Source organism: Phenylobacterium sp., assembly GCF_035276905.1.
Classification (GTDB): Bacteria; Pseudomonadota; Alphaproteobacteria; order Caulobacterales; family Caulobacteraceae; genus Phenylobacterium.
In genome coordinates this window covers 1-17,484 of sequence record NZ_DATELG010000273.1, presented here as the reverse complement: position 1 = coordinate 17,484, position 17,484 = coordinate 1, and the positions used below count along the sequence as shown (strand labels likewise).

Below are 17,484 nucleotides of genomic sequence, written 5' to 3'. Positions count from 1 at the left end.
CGCCGTGGCGCGCGGCGACCTCTCCAAGAAGATCACCGTCGACGTGAAGGGCGAAATTCTTGAGCTGAAGAACACCGTGAACATCATGGTGGATCAGCTCCGTGCGTTCGCGTCGGAAGTGACCCGCGTGGCCCGCGAAGTGGGTTCGGAAGGCAAGCTGGGCGGCCAGGCGAACGTGAAGGGCGTCGCCGGTACGTGGAAGGACCTCACGGACTCCGTGAACTTCATGGCCGGCAACCTGACCGGCCAGGTCCGCAACATCGCCGACGTCACCACCGCCGTGGCGCGCGGCGACCTCTCCAAGAAGATCACCGTCGACGTGCGCGGCGAGATCCTGGAGCTGAAGATCACCATCAACACCATGGTGGACCAGCTGAACGCCTTCGCCTCGGAAGTCACCCGCGTGGCGCGCGAGGTCGGCACCGAGGGCAAGCTCGGCGGTCAGGCGCAGGTGCCCGGCGTCGCCGGCACCTGGAAGGACCTCACCGACAACGTGAACATGATGGCCGCGAACCTGACCGGCCAGGTCCGGAACATCGCCGACGTCGTGACCGCGGTGGCCATGGGCGACCTGAAGCGCAAGCTGACCCTCGACGCCAAGGGCGAGATCGCGGCGCTGGCCGACACCATCAACGGCATGATCGAGACGCTCGCCACCTTCGCCGACCAGGTGACCAACGTCGCCCGCGAGGTCGGCATCGAGGGCAAGCTGGGCGGCCAGGCCCGGGTGCCGGGCGCGGCGGGCCTGTGGCGCGACCTGACCGACAACGTCAACGCCATGGCCGCCAACCTGACCACACAGGTGCGCGCCATCGCCGAGGTGTCCACCGCCGTGACGAAGGGCGACCTGACGCGGTCGATCACCGTCGAGGCGTCGGGCGAGGTCGAGGAGCTGAAGAACAACATCAACGAGATGATCCGGAACCTGAAGGATCAGACGTTGAAGAACACCGAGCAGGACTGGCTGAAGACCAACCTCGCCCGGTTCACGCGGATGCTGCAGGGCGAGCGCGACCTGTCGACGGTCTCGAACCTGGTGCTCTCGGAACTGGCGCCGCTGATCAACGCCCAGCACGCGGTCTTCTACATCTCCGACCGCGACGACGACAGCCAGATGGTCATGAACCTGGCGGCCTCCTACGCCTTCAACAACCGCAAGCACCTGGCCAGCCAGTTCAAGCTGCGCGAGGGCCTGATCGGCCAGTGCGCCTACGAGAAGTCGCGCATCCTGCTGACCAACGTGCCCAAGGACTATGTGCAGATCTCCTCGGGCCTGGGCGAGGCCTCGCCGGCCAACATCATCGTCCTGCCGGCGCTGTTCGAAGGCGAGGTGAAGGCGGTGATCGAGCTCGCCACCTTCGGCGAGTTCAACGAGACCCAGCAGCAGTTCCTCGACCAGCTGATGGAATCCATCGGCATCGTCTTGAACACCATCGCCGCCAACATGCGGACCGAGGGCCTGCTCAAGCAGTCGCAGCTGCTCACCTCCGAGCTGCAGGCCCAGCAGGAGGAGCTGAAGAAGACCAACGACCGGCTGGAGCAGCAGGCCGCCTCGCTGCGCCAATCGGAAGAGCTGCTGCGCGCCAAGCAGGAGGAGCTGCAGCAGACCAACGCCGAACTGCAGGAGAAGGCGCACCTGCTGTCGGTGCAGAACCAGCAGGTGGAGGCCAAGAACCGCGAGGTCGGGCAGGCCAAGCTGGCCCTCGAGGAGAAGGCCGAACAGCTGGCGTTGACCTCGAAGTACAAGTCCGAGTTCCTGGCCAACATGAGCCACGAGCTGCGCACGCCGCTCAACTCGCTGCTGATCCTGTCGAAGCTGCTGGCCGACAACGGCCAGGGCAACCTCTCCGACAAGCAGGTGGAGTTCGCCCACAACATCCACGACGCGGGCACTGACCTCCTGGGCCTGATCAACGACATCCTCGACCTGTCGAAGATCGAATCCGGCACGGTCACGCTCGACATCGGCGAGATGTCGTTCGCCTCGCTGCGCGACCAGGTCGACCGGATGTTCAGGCAGTTGGCGGCCGACAAGCGGCTCGACTTCCAGATCGACCTCGATGCGGCGCTGCCGCGGTCGATGTACACCGACGACAAGCGGCTGCAGCAGGTGATCAAGAACCTGCTGTCGAACGCCTTCAAGTTCACCGAGCGCGGCCACGTCCGCCTGAGGGTCGCCCGCGCCCAGTCCGGCTGGAACCCGACGAACGACCACCTCAACACCGCAGGCCAGGTGCTGGCCATCTCCGTTGAGGACACGGGCATCGGCATCCCCGACGAGAAGCAGCGGATCATCTTCGAGCCGTTCCTGCAGGCCGACGGCACCACCAGCCGCAAGTACGGCGGCACGGGCCTGGGCCTGTCGATCAGCCGCGAGATCACGCGGATGCTGGGCGGAGAGCTGCGGGTGGTCTCCAAGCCCGGCCGAGGCTCGACCTTCACCCTCTACCTGCCCCTGAACTTCAGCCCAGCCCAGCTGACCGTGTCGCGGTCGCTGGCGGCGCCGACGCTTCGGCCGCTGCTGCCGGTAAGCCTGTCGGACGATCCGGCCGAGGCCGTCGCCGACGACCGCGACGCCATCGGCTCGGGGGACAGCGTGGTGCTGATCGTCGAGGACGACCCGCGCTTCGCCTCGATCCTGCTCAGCCTGGTGCACGAGAGCGGCTTCAAGGGCGTGGTGACCGGGGAGGGGGCGGCGGCGCCCTCGCTCGCCCGCCGCTTCCGGCCGGACGCCATCATGCTCGACATCGGCCTGCCGGACATGGACGGCCTGGCCCTGCTCGACCTTTTGAAGCGGACGCCGGAGACACGGCACATCCCGGTGCACGTCATCTCGGCCGACGACCAGAAGGGCCTCGGCCTCTCCATCGGCGCCTTCGGCTTCACCCACAAGCCGGTGGAGCGCGAGGTGGTGGTCTCGACCCTGCAGGGCGTGAAGAGCTTCGTCGAAAAGGCCGAGCGTCGCGTGGTGCTGGTGGGCGGCGAGAGCGAGGCCGCCGAGCTGCTGCGGCAGTGCTTCACCGAGGTCGAGCTGAGCGCCGACCTCGCCGCCGTGCTGGCCAGGCCCGCGGGCGAGCGGCCGGATGGCTTGGTGATCGACGCCCGGGCGGTGGGCGTGGCGGACCTCATCGACCTCCTGAAGCAGAGCGACGGCCGCATGATCCCCGCCGTGGTCTACGCCGGGGGCGAGCTTGAGCCGGACGACGACCGGCGCCTCAGGCTGGCGGTGTTCGGCGGCCTGGTGCGCCTGGCGCGCACCCCCGACCGGCTGGTGGACCAGGCGAGCCTCCTGTTGCACGCGCCGATCGAGCGGCTGCCGGCCGAGGCCAAGGCCAAGCTCAATCAGCCGAAACAGGAAGACGCCGTGCTTTCCGGCCGCAAGATCGTGGTGATCGACGACGATATCCGCAACATCTTCTCGCTCGCCTCGGCGCTCGAAGAGTACGGCATCGAGCTCTCTTATGCCGAAAGCGGCCGTGTCGGCCTCGAGATCCTGGACGCCAAGCCCGACGTCGATGTTGTGCTTGTGGACATCATGATGCCCGATATGGACGGCTATGAAACCATTCGCGAGATCCGCGCGCGGGAGGCGATGCACGACCTGCCCGTGATCGCGGTGACGGCCAAGGCGATGAAGGGAGACCGCCAGAAGTGCATCCAGGCCGGCGCATCCGACTATGTCTCCAAGCCGGTGGATATCGACCACCTGGTGTCGGTGCTGCGCGTCTCGATCCAACGGGCGGATGCGCTGAAGCTGGTCAGCGACAGCGTCGTGCCCATGATGCCGCAAGCGAGCTGACGTGACCCCAAGCCCCATCGGCTCCGGTCCGACGTGGCCGGAGCGGGCGGAGCGAACGTCTCCGCCTGACCTCGCGACGCCCCTCGAGGCGCGGATCCTGATCGTCGACGACGACGAGCGCAACGCCTTCGCCGCGGTGCAGGCGCTGGAGGAGCTCGGCCACGAGCTGGTGGTGGCGCGCTCCGGCGAGGAGGCGCTCCGGCGCCTGCTTACCGAGGAGTTCGCCGTCATCCTGCTCGACCTGCACATGCCGGGCATGGACGGCTACGAGACCGCCGAACTGATCCGCTCGCGCAAGCGCACCAGCCGTACGCCGATCGTCTTCCTGACGGCGATCTTCCGCGACGAGGCCCACGTCTTCCAGGCCTATTCCGCCGGGGCCGTCGATGTGGTGTTCAAGCCGGTCGACCCGTTCATCCTGAAGTCGAAGGTGGCCGTCCTGGTCGACCTCTACCTGAAGACCGAGGAGGTGAAGCGCCAGTCCGCCTACCAGCAATGGCTGCTCGACGAGCATGCCATGGTGAAGGCGGAGAAGGCGCAGACCGAGCGGGCGCTGCGCCGGACCGAGGCGCGGCAGGAGGCGATCCTGCAATCGTTGCCGCTCGTCTTCACCTCGCGCGCGGTCGAGCCGCCGTACGCGCCGCAGTTCGTGTCCGAGACCATCGAGGCGATCACCGGCTTCCCCGCCGCCCGCTTCCTCGAGGAGGCCGGATTCGGCCTGAGCCGCATCCATCCCGACGACGAGGAGCGGGTCATCGAGGCCCTGGACGGCGCGGTCCGCACGGGCCGCTACGCCTGCGAGTTCCGCTGGCTCTGCGCCGACGGGCAGTACCGGGTGCTGCAGGACCAGGGCGTGTTGGCGCCGGCCGTCGACGGCGCCCCGCGGGAGTTTTTCAGCGTCATACTCGACGCCACGGACCGCCACCTGCTGGAAGAGCAGCTCGCCCAGGCGCGCAAGATGGAGGCGGTGGGCCAGCTTACCGGCGGCGTCGCCCACGATTTCAACAACCTGCTGACCGTCGTGCTGGGCAATGTCGACATGCTGGCGCGTCGGGCCGAGGACGAGGCCCGCCGGGCCCGCCGCGTCGAGGCCATCCGCCAGGCGGCCGAGCGCGGCCGCGATCTCACCCGCCAGCTCCTGGCGTTCTCGCGCCGCCAGCACCTCAGCCCCGTCACCCTCGACGTGAACGCCCTGATCCGCGACTTCGCCCCGCTGATCCAGCAGGCGGTCGGCGAGGCGGTGACCCTCGACCTGGCCCTGACGGAGGAGGGCCTCTGCGCGCACGTCGATCCGACCCAGCTGGAGACGGCGCTGCTCAACCTTGCGGTCAACGCCCGCGACGCCATGCCCGAGGGCGGCGTGCTGTCGATCGGCACCGCGCGCGAGCCCGCGGCGGCGGAGGAGGGCGCCGAATGGGTGGCGATCTCGGTCCAGGACACCGGGGTCGGCATGATCCCGGAGGTTCGCGAGCGGGTGTTCGAGCCATTTTTCACCACCAAGGAGGTCGGCAAGGGCTCGGGCCTCGGCCTTTCGCAGGTCTACGGCTTTGTCCGCCAGTCCGAGGGCGAGGTCCGGCTGGACAGCGATCCCGGCGCGGGGTCGACCTTCCGCCTGCGGCTGCCGCTGTCGGATCAGGAGGTGCAGGCCGCCAGGCCCGACGCCGCGCGGCCGGAGATCATCGGCGGTGACGAGAAGGTGCTGCTGGTGGAGGACGATCCGACGGTGCTTTCGCTCACCCTCGATCTCCTCAGCGGGCTCGGCTACCAGGTGAGTTGCGCGACCAACGCCGCCGAGGCGCTGGCGATCCTGAAGTCGCCGGCGTCCATCGACCTCCTGTTCACCGACGTGGTGATGCCCGGCGGCGTCAACGGCGTGAGCCTGGCGCGCACCGCCCGCGAGCTGCGCCCCGGGTTGCCGATCCTGCTCAGCTCGGGCTTCGTCGGCGAGCGCGCCGGGACCGAGGACGTCGAGTTCGAGCTTCTCGACAAGCCCTACGAGACGGCGGTGGTGGCGGCCAAGCTGCGCAGCCTGCTGGGCCCGGCGAGGCGCGCGCGCGCGCCGGGCTGGGCGGCGGCCTGACTCACTCTGCCTGGTGCGCCAGCCGGCGCAGCGCGGCGGCGAGCAGGCGGGCATGGGCGCGGCCGAACTCCAGGTCGCTGACGCCCGATTGCAGCCTGCGCGCCAGCGCCTCGATCTGGGCCGCGCGGCCGTCCGGCGCGAAGGCCTGGGTGAGGAGCTCGGCCTCGGCCATGACCTCGTCGAGCTGCGCGGGCGTGCAGGCGTCGAGCAACGCCTCGTCGAAGTCGACGACCTTGCCGTCCGCATTCGGCGCGGAGGGAATGGAGACTTGCTTCATGGGAAGCCCCAGAACCCTCAATTGCCGGAAGGGTTCCCCACAAGGAAGGGGTGCGCCCGGACCTCATAGGTCAGGTGATCGCCAGGCGCGAGCCGCGCCATGCCGGTGTCCGCGCCCGCGGACCAGACGTCGCCGAACGGGTCGGCCAGGTTGAACTGCGGCTCGATGGCGGCGAACGCCTCGCCCGGCGGGGCGTAGACCTGCACCGCCTGCACCTGCGGCGTGGGCGAGGTGATCCTGAAGCCGAGGCCTGCCGCCGGGTCGATCAGCTCGACGACGGCGAGGCTCGCCTCGCGCCGCAGCCCCGTGAAGCAATCATCGAGGTAGAGGTCGCCCAGGGCGCGGCCGTCGGCGGCGTTGAAGTCATAGGCCGAGCCTTCCGTGGGCAGAAGCCGGCCGGTCGGCAGCACCTGGTCGTAGTCGTCGACCTCGACCCGCCGGGCCGCGGGCAGGCGCAGGCGCGCCTGGTCGCGCCGGCCGCTGGGAATGGCGAAATAGGGGTGCCACCCAAGCCCCATGGGCAGCGGCTCGTCGCCGACGTTGCGGACGGTGACGGCGAGGTGGAGCGCGCCGCCCTGCAGCCGCCACTCGAAGCTGAAGGCGCTCAGCGAGGGCCAGCGGCCGCCGAAGTCGCCGGCGCCGAGCCGGCCGGTGACGCGATCCGGCGCCGCCTGTTCCCAGGCGACCGGCGCATCGAGGATCAGGCCGTGCATGGCGTATTGCTCGGCCCCTGGAGCCTTGCCGCCCCAGTTGCGGGGCAGACGCACCGTCCGCCCGTCGACTTGCGTCTCGATCGCGCGCGCGCCGGGGAGGTCGCGGCCGCGGATGCGGTTGGCGTAGGGGGCGAGGATGGCCCCGCCGAAGCTGAAGGCCTTATTGCCGGCGAAGTCGTCGGGCCCGCCGTCGAGCGCCTTGGCCGCCTGCGCGGGGGCCGGCCCCTGGACGCCCTCCGCCATCTTCCCCGACGGCAGGCGCAGGCCGGCCCGCAGCAGCATGAAGCCACGTCCCGGCAGGACATCGGCCGTCAGGAAGGCCGGGCCCGCGGCCGGCGCGTCGGTCGCCTGCAGCGAGACGACGGGGGCGCCGCCGATCGTGACAGGCTGCCCCATCCGGCTCTCCTTCAATGGCGCTTTTCGCTCGTCAGCTCGTAGGCGCGCAGGCGGTCCGCCTCATGCCGCTGGCGTTCGGCGCCTCGGCCTTCGTACTCGGACGGCGGCACCACGGGAACGGCGAGGCAGATGCTCTGGGTCGGCAGCACCTCGCGCCAGTCGCTGATCAGCTGCTTGTAGGACCGGCCGACGGGGCGGATGTCGCGGTTGAGGTCATAGAGCCCGACCGGATGCACCCGCCCGTTCGCCTCGCGCAGGCCCGTGTCCCAGTCGATCTGGTCGGTCAGCGAGTACCAGGTGAAGCCGACGGTCGGCACGCCGTCGTTGCGCACGCGCAGGACGTTCGCCCATTCCTTCCAGAGCCAGTTCACCGCCTCGTCGCCGTTCGCGCCCTCGGCGATGTTGGTTTCGGTGTGCATCACCGGCAGGCGGTAGCGGTCGTAGTACTGCCGGGTGATCTCCGAATAGCCGAAGATCTCGCCCGAGGCGCGCGTCATGCCGTCGGCCGCGACCCGGTGCTCATTGGTCCAGTAGTAGTCGTTGCCCAAAATGCAGTGGTGGTGCAGCGCGTTGCCCAGGAAGAAGTGATACTCGTCCCGGGTCAAGCCGTTGTCCATCAGGTACTCGTACATCTCCGAGTCCACGCGGTGGCCGTAGTTGAGGTCGAGGGAGAGGAAGCGCTTGGAGTTCTCGACCTCGGCCGGCTTGATCGCGGCGGGGTTCTCGGCGTGGAAGTATTCCGAGGACTCGCTCTGGATGAAGATCGCGTCCGGGCGGATCTTCAGGACCTCCTGCATCGCCCGCACGTTGGCCTTTACGATGTGCTTCAGCGCGTTGACGAAGGTCTGATCAGTGGTCCCCTCCTCGTTCCACCAGCCGTACTTGGCCGAGAACTGGGCGCAGATGAACATCTCGTTGACCGGGGTGTAGAGCTGGACCCACGGAAAACGCCGGGCGAAGGCCGCCGAATAGCGGGCGAAGAGCTCCGGAAAGTCCGGGTTCTGGAAGTCGCCGATGAAGTCCGGCACGCCGAAGTGGCAGAGGTCGACGATCGGGATGATGTCGCGGCGATGCAGCTCGGCGAAGGTGACGTCGGCAAACTCCCAGTCGTAGCGGTCGGGGCCGAGCACGGTGGTGTGGATCGGCGGCCCGTAACGCAGGAAGCGCAGGCCGAGCTCCTCGACCAGGTCGAAGTCCTTACGCCAATGCCGATAGTGGCCGCAGGACTCCATCTCGTCCACGCGGATGCGGCCGCCCTTGATCTTGGGGACGCTGTTTTCGATCCCCGTCGCGAACATGAAAGCGGAGATGGCGCATCCCTCCGAACTGGGCCACGCCCGTGGGCGCCCCGTTCGGCTAAAACTCCGCGCCGGGCCGCCGGTTCACGCGCCGTGCTCGCGATCTGCAGATCGGCGCGGCGGCGCCTATTCGCCAGCCTCCGCCGCCGGTTGTCCGTTGATCTTGCGGCAGCGTGACAACAGGGCCAGGTGGTCTGCGCCGTTCAGCACATTGCGCACCCAGGCCTTGTCGCCGTTGACCGCGACGACCTCGAAATGCGGGAACAGGTTCGGCCCCGTGCGCACCAGATCGCCGGCGCGGATGTCCTCGGCGTGGTCGCGGTCGTGGTTGATGGAAAAGACGTCGGAGTAGCTGGACAAGGTCATGGCGGGATCCCCTCCCGAATCTTGTGTTCAAGATAATGGGCCGCCGATCCTGAATGGAGGCGAAACGTCGAAGTCAGGTTGTCGCACGAGCGGGCCTGGCGGCCTGAACCTGAGACCTGGCGCAGGGGTTTAGCCGGCAGCCGCACCACGAGCCTCGGGAAGGGTTCCGCCATGGCCGACAAACCGCTGCGCAGCCAGCGAAGCTACGGCAAGCTCGACCGCGACGGCTTCATCCATCGCAGCTGGATCAAGGGCACGGGCCTGCCCGAGCACGTCTTCGACGGCCGCCCGATCATCGGGATCTGCAACACCTGGTCGGAGCTCGTCACCTGCCAGGTCCACCTGCGCGAGCTCGCCGAGTTCGTGAAGCGCGGCGTCTGGGAGGCGGGCGGCGTGCCGATCGAGTTTCCGGCCATGTCGCTGCCGGAGACCCAGATGCGGCCGACGGCGATGCTGTTCCGCAACCTCCTGGCCATGGAGGTCGAGGAGTCGATCCGCGCCAATCCGATCGACGGGGTGGTGCTGCTGGGCGGCTGCGACAAGACCACCCCCGGCCAGCTGATGGGCGCGGCCAGCGTCGACCTGCCGACCATCGTGCTGTCGTCGGGGCCGCAGCTGAACGGCAAGTTCCGCGGCCGCGACATCGGCTCGGGCACGGACGTCTGGCGGTTCTCCGAGATGGTGCGGGCCGGCGAGATGACGCTCGCCGAATTCATCAGCGCCGAGGCCGGAATGAGCCGCTCTAACGGGGTGTGCGACACCATGGGCACGGCCTCGACCATGTCGACCACGATCGAGGCCATGGGGCTCTGTCTGCCGATGAACGGCTCCCTGCCGGGCGCGGACTCCCGCCGCAAGGCGCTGGCGCACATGACCGGCGCGCGCATCGTCGAGCTGGTGCGGCAGGACATCCGCCTGTCGCAGCTGCTGACCCGCGAGGCGTTCGAGAACGGAATCCTGATGCATGCGGCCTGCGGCGGCTCGACCAATGCGGTGGTCCACCTGCTGGCGCTGGCCGGGCGGGTGGGCGTACCGCTCGACCTGCACGACTTCGACGAACTCGCCCGCGAGGTCCCCCTGCTGGTCAACCTGATGCCGTCCGGCAAGTATCTGATGGAGGAGTTCTGCTACGCTGGCGGCGTGCCGGCGGTGATGCGCGAACTCGGGTCCTTGATGCGCCGCGAGGCGATGACCGCCTCCGGCCTGACCATCGGCCAGATCGCCGAGCAGGCCCAGGTCTGGAACCGCGAGGTGATCGGCACGCGCGAGGCGCCGATCGGGCCGTCGTCCGGCGTCTGGGTGCTGCGCGGCAACCTCTGTCCGGACGGCGCCATCATCAAGCCGAGCGCGGCGACGCCGGCGCTGCTCACCCACCGCGGCCGGGCGGTGGTCTTCGAGACCATCGAGGACTACCACGCCCGCATCGACGATCCCGACCTGGCGGTCGACGCGACCTCGATCCTGGTGCTCAAGGGCTGCGGGCCGAAGGGCTATCCGGGCATGCCCGAGGTCGGCAACATGGCCCTGCCGCCCAAGCTACTGCGCGACGGCGTGCGCGACATGGTCCGCATCTCCGACGCGCGGATGAGCGGCACCGCCTACGGCACGGTGATCCTGCACGTGGCTCCGGAAGCGGCGGCCGGCGGGCCGCTGGCGCTGGTCAGGACGGGCGACGAGATCGCGCTCGACGGACCTGACCGCAAGCTCGACCTGCTGGTGGACGAGGCCGAGCTTGCGCGTCGGCGCGCCGCTTGGGAGACGGCGCGCCGGCCGCCGGCCTACAGCCGCGGCTGGTACAGGCTCTACATCGACACGGTGCTGCAGGCCGACAGGGGCGTCGACCTGGACTTCCTGGTGGGCAAGTCCAGCGCCGACGTCACCCGGGAATCCCACTGATGCCGAACGCCGCCGTGCTCGCCTGCGACTGGGGCACCACCAACCTGCGCGCCTGGACGCTCGATGAGCAGGGCCGCGTGCTGGAGGGCAAGGATTTTCCGCTCGGGGTCGCAGGGCTCGAGCTTGGCGAGGCGGTCGCGCGGTTCAAGTCGCAGGTGCGTCCCGCCTTCGGCGCCGAAGGCCTGCCGGCGGTGCTCTGCGGCATGATCGGCTCCAACCTCGGCTGGACGCTCGCGCCCTACGTCGATTGCCCGGTCGGCCTCGACGACCTGGCGCGCGAGCTGGTCGCGCCAGAAGAAGGAAGGGAGGGGGGGGGCGATCATTGGGTGCGGATCGTTCCCGGCGTCCGTGGCGAGGGGCTGGGCGGCGCCGGCGATGTCATGCGTGGCGAGGAGACCCAGCTTTTCGGCTGGCTGGCGCTCAATCCCGATCGCGCCCGCGGACGCCAGGTGGTCTGCCATCCGGGCACCCACGCCAAGTGGATGGTGCTGGAGGACGGCCGCCTCACCCATTTCGTCACCGCCATGACCGGCGAGCTGTTCGCCGTGCTGCGCAAGCACAGCGTACTGAAGAGCGAGGCCTCCCCCGACGACCCCGCCGCCTTCGCCGAGGGGCTGGGCGCGGCGGGCGAGGGCGACGCCCTGGCCGCGCGCCTGTTCACGGCCCGCGCGCGGGTGGTGGGCAGGGGCAGGCCCGCGGAGACGACGCCGGCCTACCTCTCCGGCCTGCTGATCGGCGCCGAGGCGGCCAGCGTGCCGAAGCTCCTGGGTGTGACGCCGCAGACGCCGGTGGCGGTGCTGGGCGACGCCGCGCTCTGCGCCCTATATGGCCAGGCGCTGCGCGCCCGCGGGCTCGCCTGCGAAACCTTCGACGGAGAGCCCGCCGCGGTCGCGGGCCTGTTCGCCCTGTACCGAAAGGGAATCGGCTCATGAGGCTCAAGCTCGATGACGCGCTCGCCGAGTGCCCGGTGGTGGCGATCGTCCGCGGCGTCAGGCCCGACGAGATCCTCGACCACGCCGAGGCCCTCCATGCGGCGGGCGTCCGCGGCGTGGAAGTTCCGCTGAACTCGCCGGACCCGCTCGCCAGCATCCGCATGCTCGCCGAGGCCTGGGGCGACCGGATGACGGTGGGCGGCGGCACGGTGCTGTCGGCCGCGAGCGTGGAGGACGTGGCCAACGCCGGCGGGCGCATCATCGTTTCGCCCAACACTGCGCCTGCGGTGATCACCCGCGCCGTCGAACTGCAGCTGGACCCCGCGCCCGGCTTTTCGACGCCCACCGAGGCCTTCGCCGCCCTCGCGGCGGGCGCGAGGCATTTGAAGCTGTTTCCGGCGGTGACCTTTGGCCCGGCGCACGTGAAACAGATCAAGGCCGTGCTGCCGGCCGAGGCGGTGGTCTGGGCCGTGGGCGGCGTAGGCGCGGAGCAGATGGCCGACTGGTGGGCGGCGGGGGCGCGCGCCTTCGGCATCGGCGGCGATCTCTACCGCCCGGGCCAGTCGCCGGCCGAGACGGCGCAGAAGGCCCGGCGCGTAGTGGAGGCCGCCCGCGCGCTGCGCTGAACGAAACCGCCCGCCGTCAGTTTACGCGTCGATTGGAGGCGCTCCCACCATGCGACATCTCGCCAAGTTCTCGATTTCCGTGCGCGAAGAGGACTTCGTCCTGCAGCTGGTGGACGAGACCGGCCAGGCCTACGACTTCGCCACCTCGCCGGAACAGCTCGACCTCGTCATCGACGCGCTCGACGAGCTCCTCTCCGAGGACGACGAGTTCGACGAAGACGACGAGCGGAAAATCTACCAGAAGCCGCTCGGCTGAGCGTCAGCGCTGAGGAGCCCGTACGCCGGCATCATCCTCCGTTCCGGGCGGCCGCGCGGTCCCGGCGCACAGCGGGCTGACGGACCCGAGCGGCGAGGTCCAGGCACGCATCAGCTCACCCGCGGCCGTTGGCGGCGGGCCGGTTTCAAGGGGCCGCCGCCCTCGGCCAGGGCTTCGGCCTCGGGAGCGAACTCGGCCTCGGCGACGATCGCGGCGTAGCGGGCGACGGCGCCGTCCAGCGCGGGCATGATCTCGCCGCGCTCGGTGGCGAGGGGGGCGTGCTTAGGTCGCCTGGCCGGCCAGTCGAACTCGCCGGAATGACGGTTTCGCACCAGATCCGCGTCCAAGTTCAGCGCTGTGGCGATGTGGCGGGCGAACTCCGCCCAGGAAAGCGCGCCTGGATTGGTCAGGTGGCGCAGGCCGGTCTCGCCGTCGATCAAGAGATCCAGCGTCATGTCGGCGAGATCCGGCACATAGGTCGGCGAGACGACGAGATCCGCGGCGGCCTCGAACGGCTCGCCGGCGATCAGGGCGCGCACCAGGTGGGCGGCGAAATTGTAGGGGTCGTAGGGGGAGAAGAACGCGGCGGTGCGGATCATCAGCGGCCGGCCGCCGAGCTCCAGGATCTCGCGCTCGGCGCGCGCCTTGCTGGCGCCGTATACGCTCAGCGGCGCGGGCGGATCGCTCTCGACGTAGGGCCGCCGCAGCCGGCCGTCGAACACCAGGTCGCTGGAGAAGCCTGCGAACGGCAGGCCGCGGTCGCGGCAGGCGCGGGCCAGCCGCGCCGCGCCGCCGACGTTGGCCGCCATGCAGGCCTTGGCCTCGCGCTCGGCCTCGTCCACGCGGACCCAGCCGGCGGCGTTGACCAGGCCCCAGGCCCCGCTTTCGTCGAGCACGCGGCCGATCGCGCCTTCGTCGGCCAAGTCGAGCTCCTGGCGGCCGGTGAGGCGATAGGCGATGCCGCGCCACTCGCAGGCGCGCGCCAAGGCCTTGCCCAAGGTCCCGGTGGCGCCGGTGATCAGAAGCGGTCGGCCCGGGCCCGCCGGGGCGCGCCACTCGGCGCGCGGTTCGGGCGTCTCGACGGTGCGGAACACCGGCTGGAACTCCAGGCGGATGTCGCGTCGCCACCAACCGGGGCCCTCGGTCGCCGGATGCGGCTCGCCCCGACCTGTGCCGATGCGCGCCAGCTCGGCCGCCAAGCCGGTGGGTCTGGGCTCGGGAGCGCGTACGTCGAAGGCGCCGACCTCGTAATGGCCGAGAGGCCGGGTGAGCAGGCTGTTCCAGTCGAAGGTCCCGAGCAGGGCCCAAGCGGTCACCGCCTGCACCTCGACCCCGCGCACCCGCAGCCGCGCCGCGGTCTCCCAGGCCTCGCGCACCCAACGCGCCTGTTCCTCGCGCGTGCAGCCGTTGTGGCTCTCGGTCACCGCCAGCGGCAGGCGGTAGCGGGCCCAGGCCGCTTCCAGGGCGCCTTCCAACCCGCCCGGGGCGGGCAGGGCGCAGCGCACGGCCTCGACGTCGGCGTAGGCCATGAAGGCGTTGCCGCCGACCCGGTGCGGCGGATAGCGGTGGATGCGGTGGTCGAGCAGCCGGTCGCTGGTCAGGTAGTGGTTCACGCCGACGACATCGGGCGGGCAGGGGGCGTCGGCCAGGGCCCGCAGCCGGTCGCCGAGCCCGAAGTCGCTCAGGCGCCGCCAGAGCGGATGCTCCGGCGTGACCCGCCCCGCCAGCAGGTCCCAGGTCATCCAGCGGCGGGTGTTGTCGAACTCGGCCTGATGGGCCACCGCACGCGTGGCGTAGCAGCGGCCGAGGTCCTCGGTCTGCACCAGCCGGGCCTGAGAATTGACCGCGCGGATCTCCGCCATCGCCCGCGAAACGCCGTCGATCTGGTTGACCAGCGCGGTCCAGAAGAGCCGCTCGTCGGCGGCGTGCGGATACCAGTGGCCGTAGAGCGCCGAGAAGCGGGCGGTGGTCAGGGGCTCGTTGACCGGGGTCCAGTCGTCGACCCATGGATAGCGCTCCGCAACCGCACGGGCGTAGCCGGCGAAGAGTTCGGGGAAGTCGGGGTCGATCAGGCTGACGTAGCGCGGACCGCTGCCATGGTGCAGCAGGCCTGCGATCGGCCGCATCCCGAGCGTTCGGATCCTCGCCAGCCGCAGGTCCGTCCACTGCCAGGCGAGGCGGTCGGGCGCCTCGGGCGCGACCCGCTCCCAGAGCACCGGATAGCGCAAGGCCTTGATGCCGAGGGCTGCGAACCGCTCCAGATCCTCGATCCTGTGCTCGTGGCCCGAACGCACCGTCTGGTCATGGAACGTCCCGCCGACGCGGTTCACGGTCTGCTCGTGACCGCCCCACAGCTCCAATGCTCGCATCAGGCCTTGGCTTTCCCATGGATCCCCGCCGTTAAGCCCGGGACGCCTCAAATCGTTCCTATCGGCCGCAACCTTGCCGAAGCGGCGCCGCCGTACATGGAACCTTGATCTTTGCCGCGGTATTAGGCCGGCATGGATCGGGGATCGAAATCCGCCGTGCTGGTGACCGGCGGGGCCGGCTTCATCGGCGCTCACACCGCCAAGGCGCTCCATGACCGCGGCTACCTGCCGGTGGTCTACGACAACCTCAGCTCCGGCTTCCGCGAGGCGGTGCGCTGGGGGCCGGTGGTGCATGGCGACATCCGCGACGGCCGCGCCCTCGGCGACGCCATCGCCGCGCACGGGGTCAAGGCGGTGATCCACTTCGCCGGCCTGATCGAGGTCGGCCGCTCGGTGGCCAAGCCCGACCTGTTCTGGGAGCACAACGTCGCCGGCACCGTCTCGCTGCTGGGCGCCATGCGCGATCAGGGCGTCGACCGGCTGGTCTTCTCGTCCTCGGCGGCGGTCTACGGCCAGGGCGGACGCGGTCCGCTGGAGACCATCCCGGAGGCCGCGCCCAAGGCGCCGGCCAGCCCCTACGGCGACACCAAGCTCGCCTGCGAATGGATGATCGAGGCCCAGTGCCGGGCCTATGGCCTGACGGGCGTCGCGCTGCGCTACTTCAACGCCGCCGGGGCCGACCCCTCCGGCCTGATCGGCGAGGCGCACGAGCCGGAGACCCACCTGATCCCGCTGGCGATCGCCGCCGCGCTCGGCGACGGCAAGCCGCTGACGGTGTTCGGCGACGACTTCGACACCCCCGACGGAACCTGCCTGCGCGACTACATCCACGTCGGCGACCTGGCCGACGCCCACGTCGCGGCGCTCGAGGCCGACCTCGCCGCCGGCGCCTTCGAGGCGGCCAACGTCGGCACGGGCCAGGGGGCCTCGGTGTTCGAGGTGGTCGAGGCGGTGGGCCGCGCGGTCGGCCACGCCGTGCCGCACAGCGTGGGCGCAAGGCGCGCAGGCGATCCCCCCAGCCTGGTCGCCAATCCGGCCCGCGCCTTGGCGCTCCTGGGCTGGCGCGCGAGCCGCTCGTCGCTCGACCAGATCGTCGCCGACGCGCTCAAATGGGAGCGCCAGCCGCTCTACGGCGCCGGCGTGAGGGGCAAGCGCAAGGCGCCGATTCCCGCTCGATGATCAGGCGTCGGAACGCGCCGGACGGGCCGCTCGCGCGCCTGGATTGACCATTTTCTGATCCTTCTGAAATCGCCGCGCCGGGTCTTCCGGCGGCGGAACCCATGGAGTTGCCGGGGGTTACCTCCACCGGGCTTCGTGCGACGATTTCAGATAAGGATTCGCGCCCTTGAACACTCAGTGGTTCCCGAGCGCCGAGGGCGCTGCGCCATTGCAACCTCTAGCCGGAGCGCGTTCCCGGGGCCGTCAGACCCTCATCTGCTTCTCCCATCTGCGGTGGAATTTCGTCTTCCAGCGGCCCCAGCACCTGATGACCCGCTTCGCCAAGGGGCGGCGGGTGATCTTCTGGGAGGAGCCGGTCTTCAAGGCCGATCTCAACGCGCCGGCGCTGGAGAGCCGGACCTGCGCCGCCAGCGGCGTGATCGTCGCCACGCCCCAGCTGCCCGAACGGCTCACCGACGAGGAGCGCGAGACGGCCCTGCGCGGGCTCCTGGACGCGATGCTCGACGGCCTCGAGAGCGACCTGATCCGCTGGTACTACACGCCGATGATGCTCGCGTTCTCGCGGCATCTGGCGACGGTCTGCACCGTCTACGACTGCATGGACGAGCTGGCGAACTTCAAGTTCGCCCCGCCGCGGCTGGGCGCGCTCGAGCGTGAGCTGATGGCGGCGGCCGACGTCGTCTTCACCGGCGGCTATTCGCTCTGGGAGGCGAAACGGGACCGCCATCCCAATATCCATCCCTTTCCGTCCAGCGTCGACCGCGCCCACTTCGCCAAGGCGCGGCGACTGCGCGACGAGCCCGAAGACCAGGCGGCCATTCCCTGGCCGAGGCTCGGCTTCTACGGCGTGGTCGACGAGCGTATGGACCTGGAGCTGCTCGCCGCGCTGGCTGACGCGCGGCCGGACTGGACCGTGGTGATCGTCGGCCCGGTGGTGAAGATCGACCCGGCGACGCTGCCCCGGCGGCCGAACCTGCACTACCTGGGCGGCAAGACCTACGAAGAGCTGCCGCGCTACCTGGCGGGTTGGGACGTGGCGCTGATGCCCTTCGCCATCAACGAATCCACGCGCTTCATCAGCCCGACCAAGACGCCGGAGTACCTGGCCGGCGGGCGGCCGGTGGTGTCCACCCCGATCGTCGACGTCGTCCGCCACTACGGCGACCTGGAGGCGGTCAAGGTCGGTCAGAACCACGGGGAATTCATCGACGCCTGTGACCAGGCCCTGGCCTTGTCGCGGATCCGCGGCGAGTGGCTGAAGGAGATCGACAAGGCGCTCTCGGCGCTGTCTTGGGAC

The 17,484-nt window shown here is 70.0% G+C and carries 13 protein-coding genes; 8 read left to right on the top strand and 5 right to left on the bottom strand.

Going from position 1 to position 17,484, the window contains the following annotated elements:
- Together VJS38_RS12830 and VJS38_RS12825 are read left to right on the top strand one after the other, a co-directional pair.
- The coding region (locus VJS38_RS12830; protein ID WP_324088539.1) for a response regulator at positions 1 to 3,799 on the top strand (3,799 nt) is incomplete at its 5' end.
- A 1-nt stretch (position 3,800) separates the two neighbouring features.
- Complete coding sequence (locus VJS38_RS12825; protein ID WP_324088538.1) at positions 3,801 to 5,879, top strand: response regulator; 2,079 nt, start codon at positions 3,801 to 3,803, stop codon at positions 5,877 to 5,879.
- A 1-nt stretch (position 5,880) separates the two neighbouring features.
- On the opposite strand, the gene VJS38_RS12820 is transcribed toward VJS38_RS12825, so the two are convergent.
- From VJS38_RS12820 to VJS38_RS12805, 4 genes are all read right to left on the bottom strand, one after another.
- Complete coding sequence (locus VJS38_RS12820; RefSeq protein ID WP_324088537.1) at positions 5,881 to 6,156, bottom strand: hypothetical protein; 276 nt, start codon at positions 6,154 to 6,156, stop codon at positions 5,881 to 5,883.
- A gap of 17 nt (positions 6,157 to 6,173) precedes the next feature.
- Positions 6,174 to 7,265 carry an aldose 1-epimerase gene (locus VJS38_RS12815; protein WP_324088536.1) on the bottom strand — a complete coding sequence of 364 codons (1,092 nt, stop codon included), beginning with the start codon at positions 7,263 to 7,265 and terminating at the stop codon, positions 6,174 to 6,176.
- Between the two features lie 11 nt (positions 7,266 to 7,276).
- Positions 7,277 to 8,563, bottom strand: a complete 1,287-nt coding sequence (locus VJS38_RS12810; protein ID WP_324088535.1) for a family 1 glycosylhydrolase — start codon at positions 8,561 to 8,563, stop codon at positions 7,277 to 7,279.
- Between the two features lie 126 nt (positions 8,564 to 8,689).
- On the bottom strand, positions 8,690 to 8,929 hold the full coding sequence (locus VJS38_RS12805; protein WP_324088534.1) for a hypothetical protein: 240 nt from the start codon (positions 8,927 to 8,929) through the stop codon (positions 8,690 to 8,692).
- Positions 8,930 to 9,100: 171 nt separating this feature from the next.
- Here VJS38_RS12805 and VJS38_RS12800 point away from each other — a divergent pair, with 171 nt between their 5' ends.
- Genes VJS38_RS12800 through VJS38_RS12785 form a run of 4 tightly spaced genes read left to right on the top strand, consistent with a single transcriptional unit; the run spans position 9,101 to position 12,639 of the window.
- Positions 9,101 to 10,825, top strand: coding sequence for an IlvD/Edd family dehydratase (locus VJS38_RS12800; RefSeq protein ID WP_324088533.1), 1,725 nt, complete (start codon positions 9,101 to 9,103; stop codon positions 10,823 to 10,825).
- Positions 10,825 to 11,757 carry a 2-dehydro-3-deoxygalactonokinase gene (locus VJS38_RS12795; RefSeq protein ID WP_324088532.1) on the top strand — a complete coding sequence of 311 codons (933 nt, stop codon included), beginning with the start codon at positions 10,825 to 10,827 and terminating at the stop codon, positions 11,755 to 11,757. Before VJS38_RS12800 ends, VJS38_RS12795 begins: the two co-directional genes overlap by 1 nt.
- On the top strand, positions 11,754 to 12,383 hold the full coding sequence (locus tag VJS38_RS12790) for a 2-dehydro-3-deoxy-6-phosphogalactonate aldolase (protein WP_324088531.1): 630 nt from the start codon (positions 11,754 to 11,756) through the stop codon (positions 12,381 to 12,383). Before VJS38_RS12795 ends, VJS38_RS12790 begins: the two co-directional genes overlap by 4 nt.
- Before the next feature lie 49 nt (positions 12,384 to 12,432).
- Entirely contained in the window at positions 12,433 to 12,639 is a 207-nt protein-coding gene (locus VJS38_RS12785) for a hypothetical protein (protein WP_324088530.1), read from the top strand.
- Between the two features lie 110 nt (positions 12,640 to 12,749).
- Here VJS38_RS12785 and VJS38_RS12780 read toward each other — a convergent pair whose 3' ends face one another.
- The gene (locus tag VJS38_RS12780) at positions 12,750 to 15,008 is read right to left on the bottom strand and encodes a family 1 glycosylhydrolase (protein ID WP_324088529.1); all 2,259 of its coding nucleotides are present in this window, start codon (positions 15,006 to 15,008) and stop codon (positions 12,750 to 12,752) included.
- A gap of 132 nt (positions 15,009 to 15,140) precedes the next feature.
- Between VJS38_RS12780 and galE the strand changes: the two genes are divergently transcribed.
- Both galE and VJS38_RS12770 read left to right on the top strand, forming a co-directional pair.
- Positions 15,141 to 16,187, top strand: coding sequence for a UDP-glucose 4-epimerase GalE (gene galE / locus VJS38_RS12775; protein WP_324088528.1), 1,047 nt, complete (start codon positions 15,141 to 15,143; stop codon positions 16,185 to 16,187).
- A gap of 307 nt (positions 16,188 to 16,494) precedes the next feature.
- On the top strand, positions 16,495 to 17,484 hold a 990-nt coding region (locus tag VJS38_RS12770; RefSeq protein WP_324088527.1), incomplete at its 3' end, for a glycosyltransferase.